Consider the following 12411-nt stretch of genomic DNA (forward strand, 5'->3'; position numbering starts at 1 on the left):
AATCTCTCAAGGGTCTTGCCTTTGGCGATAAGGGCTATATCGGTAAAAAAATATTTGAAGAACTGATTAATGGTGGACTAAAACTAATCACTAGAAAACGTAAAAATATGAAGGATAAACTCGACTTATCCAGTTATGAAAAACAGTTGCTTAACCAGCGTGGTATCATTGAAACCGTGATTGGTCATTTAAAACATTGTTATCAAGTTTGGCATACACGCCATCGCTCCATTATAAATGCAATGACTCATTTAGTGGCTGCTTTAGCTGCTTATGCCATTGAGCCATTAAAGCTGTCTGCAATTAAATTGCTTGCAAATTGCGCATAGAAAAACCCATTACTGGGGTTATAGTACGAATATCGTTACTGCGGGCACCAAATCCCCTCATTGACTGTGCATACTCAATGGCCTGATACAGCGAGGTAAACAGTAACATATCGTCTGAATTTTTGCAGGATGAGAATGAATCACATAGATCGCTTTCTTGTATATTTTCTTTAGGAGTAATCAAATTATCATACTCATCCTGAGCTGAATTAAACGAGTTATTTTCCTCAGCTACCACAACTGGCGCACCCAAAGCATAAAAAAACAAAGGCTGATAAGCCGATTGAAAAAAAGCAGATTTACAGGTTTTTCGCCAGGACTGATTAGTTCTATAATTTAAAAAAGAAATGATTCTTTTATTGATTTCTATATCCGTTGGAAAATTACCTATTGCGGGTGATTTTAAATCAACTGTTTTGGTCATCTTTTCAATGTTAACAGTATTTTCCGGATCACATAATTTCATTTTATTAAAAGGATTAAAATAATCAAAAAAACACTCTTTAATTAAAAATTGAATTTGATGATAAGAAGAGTGCTTTTCAACATATCCTTTTGTCCGGGGCGACAGATGTGGATTTCCAGAATAATTAAAATTTTTTCCAAAATCAATCTCTGGAAAACTGGATTTTTGCATGCCTTCATTGTGATAATAATTAAATATTTTTTTGATCAGACCGGCATAATCAGAAAGTTTCCTGAATTTTATATAAACATCCAGTTCCTCCGAACTGATTCCCATGAAAATTTTTTTAATAATCTCTTTACGCTCTGATTTCTCTAATTCCAACGCGGAAAAAGGAACTATTAAATCATTATATAGTCTTTGCTTGATTTCTGTGTATAACATGTCATGGCCTTTATTATTTGTGTGCAAAATTTACATCACAAATAATAATCAATCAATATGCATATTATTTTGAAATCATTAAATTAATATTCCATCGATAGATCCATACTTAAGAAAATCGCCATCTCACCGTGCCTTGCACACCATTATCCTGCGTTTTACCGCCTAACTGAGCTAAATAGCCCACAATAAACTGTAAGCGATTATCGTATGTACTCACGTCAACACCCACATCAATCAAGGCGGCGTCACGAGCAATTGGCACACCCGTAATAGCAAAAGGGTTGCTCCCGCTAAATGCAAATAGCGAGGTGGGGCTAATCGCATCATAAGCATGTTGCCACCCTGCCAAACCTCGTGTTTGCCACACGAATTGATTAGTTTGCCAAAGTAAGCTATTAAACCGTAAACCTAATGTACTATAAACCATTCTGTCTGACACGCTAAAGCCATTCAATGCACTAATTCCTCCATACTCATGAAATGAATTGCTATGAACATCGACATAAGCTAATTGCGCTATCGGTTCCACAAGATGGTATTTATTCGAATAAACATCATAGCCTAATTCACTAAACACTTGCCGGGTGGGTAACTGATTACGTGAATGAAGTGAATCAAAAACACCAGGAAAAGCTACTGTTCGCTTTGTATGCAAGCGATGCCATTCATAATTTCCGCCCAGACGAAAAGTTAGCCTGGACCAACGGTTGCCTGTGTAAACGCCTAAATACGCATTATCGCTATCCCCCTGAGAACTTAAAGCAGGCATCCTTAAGTCCGTTTCGCCAAAACCGCTCACAATACCTATTCGCCATTGGTTCATCAGAATTGTATCCACACCAATCAATAATCCGTTATTCCTTCTTTTTACTGAGGCTGTGTTCGCTGTCGGTGTAAAAAGATTTCCCCAGGCACCATATCCTTCCAACCATAGAGCCGACTCTTTACAATTCTTTTTTGATGAAGAAAGCTCTTCCCCATTGCACACATTATCTAAACGGTTAAACACCGCATTTCGTACATAACGACTTTCTTCCACATAAGCACTCATGACTGCTGCATGAAACTGGCCCGATAAACTGTTAAACGCCGCCTGTGCCGTGACCGCATCCGATAAATTCGCAATCGCTGTATACAAAGGGTTATCAGAATTTAACACACCTATACTATCCAATGCATTCGCCACTGAAATCTGATTAGGTGTTATTGCGAACGTCGCAAAGGCAATCGCATTACGCATGATGTTCAGGTATACATCATTGGGTCCATATGACAACGATAAATTTAAAAAAGGACGATTAACCGCTTGCAATACTGTAGGATTATATTGACCGAACACGCCACCTGTTGCATGCAAAATAGAAAAACTGGTATCCATTGTATACAGCCCATCCTCATTAATCACATTCACATAAGCACCAGGATTAAGCGTTGCGCTACCTGAAACATTAATGAAATCATGCGCATTCCCCAGAACTTCCAAATCATAAACCGAACCTGCTGTCTGAATGTAATTCCCATTAAAGGTTAATGTTCCAATACCTGCGCCAGGCTGAATTCGACCATTAATCGTTGCCGTACTGCCAGCACTACCTGCTATTCCCGTGCCAGTTAAAATCCCTGAAGAACCGACTGTCAGATTACCCCCCAATGCATTATTAATTGCTAAAATACCGTTCGTAACACTCGTTGTACCAGTAAATCCAGAACTATTGCCGTTCAAAGCTAATGAACCCGGGCCTGATTGTACTAAAGTTCCTCCCCCGCTGATCACGCCTCCATAAATTAACGAATCGGCACGATTGAAAACCAATGATGCATTATTCACAATATTGCCTTGTATACTGCCGCTCGTACCTCCATTGCCGAGCTGCAAGGTACCTGCGGAAATGATCGTATCACCCGTATAAGTACTGTCATTGGTGAAAATTAAAGTCCCCGAGCCTGACTGCGTCACACTACCCGTACCCCCGATCATTCCACCATAGGCCACCGTGTCAGAGCGATCAAAAATTAATGCGCCATTATTCACAATATTGCCCTGCACGCTACCGCTTGTGCCTCCATTACCTAGCTGCAGGGTCCCCGCGGAAATGATCGTATCACCCTGATAAGTATTGTCATTAATGAGAACTAAAGTCCCTGAACCTGATTGCGTCACATTACCGGTGCCACTGATGACTCCCCCATAAACCAACGTATTTGAACGATTAAAGATCAGTGACGCATTGTTCACAATGTTGCCTTGTACGCTACCGCTCGTACCTCCATTGCCGAGCTGCAAGGTACCGGCAGAGATGGTGGTTAATCCTGTATAAGTGTTATTAGCGGTTAATGTTAACATTCCTGTGCCTTGCTTAATAAAATGACCACTTCCTATTATTTCACCAGCAAAGAGGGTGGAATTGGAGGTGCCTGCAGTCAACGTTTGACTACCCAAATTAACAAACGTACCAGCAACACCTGATAAATCCTGAATGGTTTGATCTGAGGAAGAACTTGATATATCGAATGTTGCACCCGGCGTCGTTAAGTCCACACCACTGCTCGTTGAAATAGTACCTGAACCGGTTAATGCCAAAGTGCCGTTTGAAATCGTTGTACTGCCTGTGTAGGTATTTACATTACTTAATGTTAAACTGCCACTCCCTGCTTGCGTTAAACTACCACTCCCACTAATCACATTGCTATAGGTAATCCCATCGAGACGATTAAAAACTAACGCGGCATTATTCACAATGTCACCCTGAATGCTACCGCTTCCAAGTCCATCGCCTACTTGTAATGTTCCCATATTTATTTGCCAATTGGTTGTAGTACTGCTCATACCAATCAGGGTCCAGGTACTGCTGCCTGTTTTTACGTAATTATTAAAATTTCGGTATTGTGCACTGGGACCAACGGTTGACATATCAAATGTAGCGTCAGTACTTCCTCCCAAACGCAGTGTATTTCCTGTACCAGAGGCTACCACATTACCAGTAATCACAGAGCCTGCCTGTAACTCCAGGGTATTATTGCCTCCTGTAAAATTAATCGCATTAGCCTGGACGCCTAAACCTCCGTTACTAATCCCGCCAGTGATTGTGCCACTATTAATAAGAGTAAGAGCAATACCCTCAACGCCAACCCCTCCCAACCCCCCCAGAGCAGCGGAAGCACCCATACCTCCGTTACCTCCTGAAATAGTTCCAGTATTAGTCAAGACAGCCCCATCTATAATAAACAATATACCAATACCTCCATCTCCTCCAAAACCACCATTTACGGCACCATTACCACCCCCACCAGCCGTAATGTTACCGCTGTTTGTATTGTTTGTCCCACCTCCTGTGATTACAGCACCATAACCTCCTGCACCACCGCCGCCTCCCCCACCTGAAGTAGAACCTGCCCCCCCATTTCCTCCATTACCTCCAAATACATTAGCCGTGTTATTAATTATTGGTGCCATAATACTGTTCCATCCACCACCACCTCCTCCCCCACCACTATTCGGCAGCACTGCTATCCCCCCTGCACTCCCATTAGGGGAAATCGCTGTACCACCTTGCCCCCCTCCGCCTGTAATAGATCCTCCTGCCCCACCTGTTCCTCCTCCGGCTGCTCCTCCACCGCCACCACCACTTGCGAGAGTAGCACTCCCGCCAGGTGAACCCTCAAAACCCGTACCACCGGCACCAGCCCCAGCTCCTCCACCCGCTCCACCATTAGCCATGGTTATAGTAGATGTTATTAATAAGGCGGCAGTCATGACAAAAATACCCATAGAGAAACGGAATTTATCTTTTTTATTAAGTGCAATTGACTTGGAGTCGGGATTATATTGACTAGCTTTAAAATTCATTGCCTCTCCTTGGCTATGAGATCACGTGAAAAGAATCTTACCACCAGCAAGTCCATTAAGTGACAGGTTATTTAAATTAAAATTTGCCTTGTGCCGGATAAAATAAAATTTATAAGATTAAGTCTAATATAATACTTTGTCTTAATAACTGGAATAAATTTAATGAACGACTTATTTATAACCTATTGCTATAGCCAGCCACATGATTAGCCCATACCAGCTGTTCAGAGAAAATGCTCGGGAACAGCCTATTGGTTCACGCCCTGTAATTAACTTTTGCTGGTACAGCAAAATAAAACCAGCAATAAACCAACCGATGAAAAAGAAAAAATTATAGTTTAAAGTAAATGCTAAAAATAACCATGGGATGTGGAATAAACCTTGTAGACAACCAATAATCAGTCTGTCATAACTGGCGAAAAGTATAGCTGTGGATTTTACTCCGATTAGTACATCGTCATCACGATCCGCCATAGCATATTCAGTATCATAGGCAACGGTCCATAAGAAGTTGATGATAAGTAAATAAAACATACTACTATCAGGTGGGTAATTTGATGCTGCAAAAGCCATTGGAATTCCCATCGAAAAAGCAAGACCTAATACCAATTGCGGCCCTTGAATAAAACGTTTACAAAAAGGATATAAAATTGTAATGAAAACCGCTAATAGCGCATAATAAAAACATATTTTGGGCAGTTGAATCAAAACAAGAAAAGCGATAAACAATAAAATCAAAAACAGGAACAACGCTTCTTGTAAACTCACCTCTCCCGAAGTCAAGGGACGATCATGGGTTCGCTTTACATGCAAATCGATATGACGATCGGCAATATCATTCACCACGCAGCCTGCTGCACGCATTAAAATCGTACCCAGCAAAAATAATAGACACAGTAAAAGAGGAGGATGACCTTGATTAGCAATCCATAATGCCCAGGCTGTGGGTAATCCTAATAATAAAATACCCGCTGGTTTGTGAAAGCGCATTAATTTAAGATAATTAATCCATTTCAATTCATAATCCTCACAAGTCCGGGAAGTAATATTTCTATCAAATAAAAGGGTAAACCATTCAAGACAAAACCTGAAAAACGGGTCCAGTATTGATCTTCTTTATTTCCAGGTAATTCAGGAAACCAATAATATTCCAGACATTGATTATTAACAGAATAATTTAACATAAATTTTCGTGTAATATTTACGTTACCAAAAAGGAGTGTACCCAAAGATTCACGGTCTAATTTTTCAAAAAAGGAATAATTAGTTTGATACGTTAAATGAGGAACAAGCGTGCGCGCGTACCAGCAAGGAGTTTCCTGTGAGTACATTAGAATTTCTCTTTGCCAAATCATCTCAACGGTCAAATCCAGAGTAAATTTGCACCACCAATCAGGAAAAGTCCAACGCTGATTCAGTACCTTCAGGGAGACATCGCCTCGAATTTTTTTTAATCTGTCAGTCAACGACGTTTGATGAGTCAACCAGGGCAATAAATCCTCTCGTAGGGTGCTCTCTGTTTTCAATAAATTATCAGGAAAAATCTTCATAAATTTTAAAGACTACATTTAACAGCGATGCAAATCAAGAATCGGGAAGTACCGTCACTGAATCTTATGGCGGTACTTATTGTAAACGAATATTATTATCTAAAAAAACGCCCTGTTATTTGATTTTGTTCATTGCTGAATTAACTTTTCAATCAATTTATACACATTATATCAACAATGTTGATATATCTTCCCCGGTTCCTAAAAAAACGATAAAAAATAGCTCAACACCAAAAAGCAAATCTCAGAAACTTCAAGGAAATACAATTTTATTTCAATACACAATGTATACTGAGCACCACGGCTATGTTTCCATCGCTTTTCGCACTCGCCCCAAACGATTAATTATTAACTTTACTTGTGACCCGTCTCCCTTTTGAAGATTAAAATGGCCAGTAATAGCAGCATGAGCCAAATCAGGAGAAAAAAGTAGATACTGATCGGAATAAAAGCCATGCCAGGTTATTTTTATTTCTTTGTGCCATTGCCATTGGTGAATTAACTGCGTCTCTGGTGAATAGCGATGAGTTTTATTATCAATAAAAAGCATCATGCCAGTTGACCAATCTGAATCGGTTAACGGAGTGAGAACAAGCGGTTTTCCTTTTAAAAGGGCCATGTTTCTTGCATAATAAATAGCCATCTTCAAGTCATTTTCTCTTATTTGTGCCTTGTTTTTTTGATGAATGGACAAACCAAACGATAAACTTACCAAAAGAAGAGTAATGATTAATAAACAAAAAAGAAGCTCAATGAGCGTTAGCCCTTTACTGCGAATCACTTTTTTCCTGCAAAAAATGTTTTACTGCAAGCAAATCAGCGTAGGATTTTTTTTTGTCTTTAGGGTTACGTAACAGATAAGCCGGATGATAACTTACCATAAAAGGGATGTTTTTATAACAATGAATTGTTTTGCGTAACTGATTTAAAGGCAAGGCTTTATTAAGTAAAAATTGGCCGGCAAAACGTCCCAACGCAAGAAGCAATCGGGGCTTGACCAGCTCAATTTGCCGAGTCAGATAAGCACTGCAATGAACAATTTCTTCCGGTGCAGGATCACGGTTATCTGGTGGCCTGCATTTTAACACATTAGCAATATAAACATCTTCTTCCCCCATACCAACGCTAGATAACATTTGGTTTAACAAGCCACCTGCTTTACCAACAAAGGGCAGACCTTGTTTATCCTCATAAAAGCCAGGCGCCTCCCCAATAATCATTAACTTTGCCTGCGCATTTCCTCGGGCAAACACAGTTTGGCTGCGTGTTTTGTGTAAAGAACAACGCGTGCACGCAGCAACTTCGTTAGCAAGTTGTAATAAAGAATTTTTATCCGATGAGTTATTCTGACGGACTAACCAACTGTTTATTCCCATCGTTTGTAAATAATATCGCTTTACATCATCTGTCATGGTTACAACTTTTTATAATTAAACAACCCACAACTCCATAAAATCAGAGACACTCATTTCAGCGAGTGAATTGGTATCACTCATCGCCTGCATAATTTTATCAATTTGTGCCATATCATATCGTGTTTTCAGGTTACGTTGAAATTTTTCCAATAACACCGGTATGCCTTCTTCACGACGGCGTTTGTGGCCAATAGGGTATTCAACGGTTATCAAATTGGACTGACTGCCATCTTTAAAAATAAGTTTAATGCTATTAGCAATCGATCGTTTTTCCGGATCGTGATAATCTCGAGAAAATTGCACGTTTTCACTGACATACATTTTTTCACGCAATTGATCGATACGAGGATCAGAAGCAGCCTCATTTTCATAATGTTCCGCCCGCAGATCACCGTGTAATAAACCAATCGCTACCATATATTGCAGGCAATGATCTCTGTCTGCCGGGTTGTGTAACGTCCCTTGTTTACTAATAATACGAATAGCTGATTCATGAGTAACCAGTTCTATACGTGCAATCTCATCAAAACGCTCTGCAACTTGTGGATGTAAGATAACAGCACATTCAACCGCAGTTTGCGCATGAAATTCAGCAGGATAAGAAAGCTTAAAGAGGACGTTTTCCATCACATAACTATCATAAGTTCTTTGAAATTTAAACGCTTTGCCTCCAAAAAGAACATCATAAAACCCCCACTTTGGCGCGCTTAACGCACTGGGATAACCCATCTCTCCAGCCGCGGTAATTAAAGCCAGACGTACTGCCCTCGAAGTGGCATCTCCAGCGGCCCAGGACTTACGTGAACCCGCATTGGGGGCATGTCTGTAAGTTCTTAAACTCTGTCCATCCACAAAAACCTGCGACAATGTACGTAACATCATATCCCTGTCTGCTCCCAATAAAGAAGCAGCTACCGCTGCACTGGCAACTTTCACCAATACCACATGATCCAGTCCCACCCGATTAAAGCTATTCTCTAAAGCAAGACACCCTTGTATCTCATGCGCTTTAATCATCGCAGTCAGTACGTCTTGCATGGTAAGCGCCGGTTTGCCTTCTTTCAGGTTTTGCTGACTGACATAATCTGCAACGGCTAATATTGCGCCCAGATTATCCGAAGGATGACCCCATTCTGCGGCGAGCCAGGTATCATTAAAATCAAGCCATCGAATCATCGTTCCGATGTTAAATGCCGCTTGAACAGGGTCAAGTTGATAAGGAGTACCCGGTACACGAGCGCCCCCCTCTAAAGAGGCGCCGGGCACCACCGGCCCCAGCAATTTGACACACTCTGGAAAATTAAGTGCCAATATACCGCAACCTAAAGTATCCATTAAACAAAGCCTGGTTGTTTCATAAGCAACAGCACTATCTATCTCTTTATTTAAAACATAATCGGCAATACCGGCAATGACAGGATCATAATTAGGTTTGACATTACTTTCGACATAAGAATGCATGTTACTCTCGCTCATCAATAGGAATGAATTTTCCAGGCTCAGGCCCTATATATTCTGAACTTGGTCTAATTAAACGATTATCTGCCCGCTGCTCAAAAATATGGGCTGACCAACCCGTAATGCGGGACATTACAAAAACAGGCGTAAATAAAGGAGTAGGAACCCCACAATAGTGATAAGACGAGGCACTATAGAAATCCAGATTAGGAAATAAATTTTTCTCTCGCCGCATCACTCTTTCAATACGTTCAGAAATCTCATATAAAAGCATATCTCCCTGCGCTTCAGCCAAGGCATGCGACCAGTTTTTAATGATATCAGAACGAGGATCACACTCTTTGTAAACGCGGTGCCCAAAACCCATAATTTTGGCTTTATTAGCTAACATAGCCATTAATCCACGCTCTGCTTCATCTGGACTTTTAAATTGTTCAATAAGCGCCATCGCTGCCTCGTTCGCCCCTCCATGCAAAGGTCCGCGAAGCGTACCTATTGCGGTAGTCACTGCCGAATAAAAATCAGCCAAAGTGGCTGCGGTCACTCGTGCTGCGAACGTCGATGCATTAAATTCGTGCTCGGCATACAGAATCAACGAAACATTCATCATATCCCGTTCGATCGGAGCCGGTTTGCGATCGTGTAAAAGATGAAGAAAATGACCGCCTATGGTTAATTCTTCACTTTCACCACTAATCTCTCTATTTTGATAGTGATAGGCATACCAATAACACATAATTCCGGGAAACAGAGCCAGTAAACGATCCGCAATATCGTATTGCTGCAAAAAATTTTCCTCTGGTTCCAGGGTACCCAATATAGAACAGGCTGTACGCAGCACATCCATAGGATGAGCGTTTTTAGGAATCAATCGTAGTATCTGTTTTAAAGTTTCGGGCAAATGACGCAATCGAACAAGTTTGTCATTATAAGCATGAAGCGTTGCGCGGGTAGGTAAAACACCATAATGTAATAAATAAGCAACTTCTTCAAAGGTTGCATAGGCTGCCAAATCATCAATCGAATAACCCCGATAATTTAATCCTTCTCCCTCGTGTCCTACAGTAGCTATGGCTGATTGTCCAGCAACGACCCCCGCCAAACCTGCTGTTGCTTTATTAACCATTCTTACTTCTCCCTTAATTGATCCAATTTTTTTTCGTAATCATGGTAACCCAGTACATCATATAATTCGTTGCGTGTCTGCATGTTATTTAACAGGTTACTCTGGGTTCCTTCTTTTTTAATGGTTTTGTAAACAGTCAGTGCGGCCTGCGACATGGCCCTGAACGCACTGAGTGGATATAAAATAAGTCGTACGCCTGCCTCGGCAAGCTCTTGCCGTGTAAATAAAGGGGTTTTACCAAATTCGGTAATATTCGCCAGAACAGGAACGCTCAACCGCTTACTGAATTCATTATACTCTGCAAGCGTGCTCATCGCTTCAGGAAAAATCATATCGGCACCCAGTTCAACACAAAGTTCAGCCCGTTCGATCGCAGCATTCATTCCTTCCACTGCATAAGCATCCGTCCGAGCCATGATAACGAAATCATTATCTTTGCGCGCATCAACCGCTATTTTTATTCTATCAGCCATTTCCTGAATAGAAACAATGGCCTTATTGGGACGATGTCCACAGCGCTTGGCAAGTACTTGATCTTCAATATGAATTGCAGCTACCCCGGTGCGTTCCATTAATTGAACTGTTCTGGCAATATTAAAGGCATGGCCCCAGCCCGTATCCACATCCACCAGGAGAGGCAATGTACACGCCTCAGTAATACGTCTTGCATCTTCCAATACTTCGGCAAGACCAGTCATACCTAAATCAGGTAATCCATAAGAGGCATTCGCAACCCCTGCTCCCGATAAGTAAATTGCCTGACAACCTGCCGATTCTGCAAGCATGGCCGAATAAGCATTGATTGTTCCTACAATTTGTAAAGGTGAATGATTTTGTACAAGATCCCGAAAACGTTTGCCCGCTGATGCTGACATCAATATTCACTCCTTGGATATTGTGAATCGTCTTTTTAACATGTCATGCTATTGATAGCAATGATAAAAATTGATGACTAGACCGTTAAAAAGGGTCACTGGTTGGCAGTTAAATCACTAAATGGCCTTTTAAATACCACTTACAATACCCGGAAATATAAACCCGCTCATCAAAAACTTCACAATTCACTTCACCTTTTCTGAATGAACCTTGAATTGCCCGGAGTACTTTTTTATTTAAACGTTCCGCCCAAAAGGGAGCCAGCACACAGTGAGCAGAACCCGTGACAGGGTCTTCGGGAATATTGTGCTTTGGATAAAAACAACGGGAGTAAAAATCAACCTCCGTAGAACTGGATGTTAAAATAAGGCCGCGCTTGGGTAACCTGGCTAAGGCTTTCAAATCAACCTGCGCCTGCAATACTTTATTTTCATCAGCAAGCAATACCAAATAATCCAAATCACTTTCAAAAACATCTACACAGGGTTTATCAATTAATGCAGTAATTGATTCAGGAGACTGACTCAAATGGAAGTTCAAACGAGGAAAATCCAGGGTATACCGTTCATTTTTTTTCCTTACTGCCAATTGTCCGCTCGGGCTGGAAAAAAGCACTATATCTTCTTTACATTGACCCAGTTCATGTAAAACAAAACCGGCAGCCAATGTGGCATGTCCACATAAGCTGATTTCTCCTTTAGGCGTGAACCAACGAATATGGAATCCGTGCTTGTCTTTAATAACGAAAGCAGTTTCTGAAAGATTATTTTCAACGGCAATAGCCTGCATAAGTTCATCGTTCAGCCAGGCACTTAAAAGACAGACTGCTGCAGGATTACCGTAAAAAACCTTATCAGTAAACGTATCTATTTGAAAAATTTCAATCTCGTGCACTGCAGTCCTCTCTAAGCAACGGATAGTTCGCGAAGAGTAACGATCTCAATTAGGATAAGCAAG

11 protein-coding genes are annotated in these 12411 nt (G+C 41.0%); 1 reads left to right on the forward strand and 10 read right to left on the reverse strand.

The features are described from left to right. A partial coding sequence (locus T345_RS14275; RefSeq protein ID WP_035918713.1) for a transposase occupies nt 1-329 on the forward strand: 329 nt, incomplete at its 5' end. Here T345_RS14275 and T345_RS0111605 read toward each other — a convergent pair. The 10 genes from T345_RS0111605 to T345_RS0111650 form a co-directional block, all read right to left on the reverse strand. Then, nucleotides 304-1179, reverse strand: a complete 876-nt coding sequence (locus T345_RS0111605; protein WP_028389485.1) for a hypothetical protein — start codon at nt 1177-1179, stop codon at nt 304-306. The two genes, T345_RS14275 and T345_RS0111605, sit on opposite strands and share 26 nt — an antisense overlap. A 109-nt stretch (nt 1180-1288) precedes the next feature. Beyond that, nucleotides 1289-5029, reverse strand: coding sequence for an autotransporter domain-containing protein (locus T345_RS14670; protein WP_028389486.1), 3741 nt, complete (start codon nt 5027-5029; stop codon nt 1289-1291). 171 nt (nt 5030-5200) lie between these two features. Next, a complete protein-coding gene (gene ubiA / locus T345_RS0111615) occupies nt 5201-6046 on the reverse strand; it encodes a 4-hydroxybenzoate octaprenyltransferase (protein WP_028389487.1) in 846 nt (281 codons plus the stop codon). After that, the gene (locus T345_RS0111620; protein WP_028389488.1) at nt 6043-6579 is read right to left on the reverse strand and encodes a chorismate--pyruvate lyase family protein; all 537 of its coding nucleotides are present in this window, start codon (nt 6577-6579) and stop codon (nt 6043-6045) included. The genes ubiA and T345_RS0111620 overlap by 4 nt, the downstream gene beginning before the upstream one ends. Before the next feature lie 304 nt (nt 6580-6883). After that, nucleotides 6884-7360: a GspH/FimT family pseudopilin gene (locus T345_RS14675; RefSeq protein ID WP_051555256.1), complete on the reverse strand. Its 477-nt coding sequence runs from the start codon at nt 7358-7360 to the stop codon at nt 6884-6886. Next, complete coding sequence (locus T345_RS0111630; protein ID WP_028389489.1) at nt 7347-7991, reverse strand: uracil-DNA glycosylase; 645 nt, start codon at nt 7989-7991, stop codon at nt 7347-7349. Before T345_RS0111630 ends, T345_RS14675 begins: the two co-directional genes overlap by 14 nt. Nucleotides 7992-8009: 18 nt before the next feature. After that, nucleotides 8010-9455, reverse strand: a complete 1446-nt coding sequence (locus T345_RS0111635; RefSeq protein ID WP_028389490.1) for a bifunctional 2-methylcitrate dehydratase/aconitate hydratase — start codon at nt 9453-9455, stop codon at nt 8010-8012. Between the two features lies 1 nt (nt 9456). Then, a complete protein-coding gene (gene prpC / locus T345_RS0111640; RefSeq protein WP_028389491.1) occupies nt 9457-10578 on the reverse strand; it encodes a bifunctional 2-methylcitrate synthase/citrate synthase in 1122 nt (373 codons plus the stop codon). Nucleotides 10579-10580: 2 nt separating this feature from the next. Next, entirely contained in the window at nt 10581-11453 is an 873-nt protein-coding gene (prpB, locus tag T345_RS0111645) for a methylisocitrate lyase (protein WP_028389492.1), read from the reverse strand. Nucleotides 11454-11562: 109 nt separating this feature from the next. Continuing rightward, complete coding sequence (locus T345_RS0111650) at nt 11563-12348, reverse strand: PhzF family phenazine biosynthesis protein (protein WP_028389493.1); 786 nt, start codon at nt 12346-12348, stop codon at nt 11563-11565. Nucleotides 12349-12411 lie beyond the last annotated feature (63 nt).

The sequence above is a fragment of the Legionella fairfieldensis ATCC 49588 genome (assembly GCF_000621525.1).
GTDB classification, from domain to species: Bacteria; Pseudomonadota; Gammaproteobacteria; order Legionellales; family Legionellaceae; genus Tatlockia; species Tatlockia fairfieldensis.

Excerpts from the sequence above, each read along its gene's own strand:
- T345_RS0111605 (WP_028389485.1), bottom strand. The coding sequence starts at position 1,179 with ATGTTATACACAGAAATCAAGCAAAGACTATATAATGATTTAATAGTT.
- T345_RS14670 (WP_028389486.1), bottom strand. The coding sequence starts at position 5,029 with ATGAATTTTAAAGCTAGTCAATATAATCCCGACTCCAAGTCAATTGCA.
- T345_RS0111620 (WP_028389488.1), bottom strand. The coding sequence starts at position 6,579 with ATGAAGATTTTTCCTGATAATTTATTGAAAACAGAGAGCACCCTACGA.
- T345_RS0111630 (WP_028389489.1), bottom strand. The coding sequence starts at position 7,991 with ATGACAGATGATGTAAAGCGATATTATTTACAAACGATGGGAATAAAC.
- T345_RS0111635 (WP_028389490.1), bottom strand. The coding sequence starts at position 9,455 with ATGCATTCTTATGTCGAAAGTAATGTCAAACCTAATTATGATCCTGTC.
- prpC (WP_028389491.1), bottom strand. The coding sequence starts at position 10,578 with ATGGTTAATAAAGCAACAGCAGGTTTGGCGGGGGTCGTTGCTGGACAA.
- prpB (WP_028389492.1), bottom strand. The coding sequence starts at position 11,453 with ATGTCAGCATCAGCGGGCAAACGTTTTCGGGATCTTGTACAAAATCAT.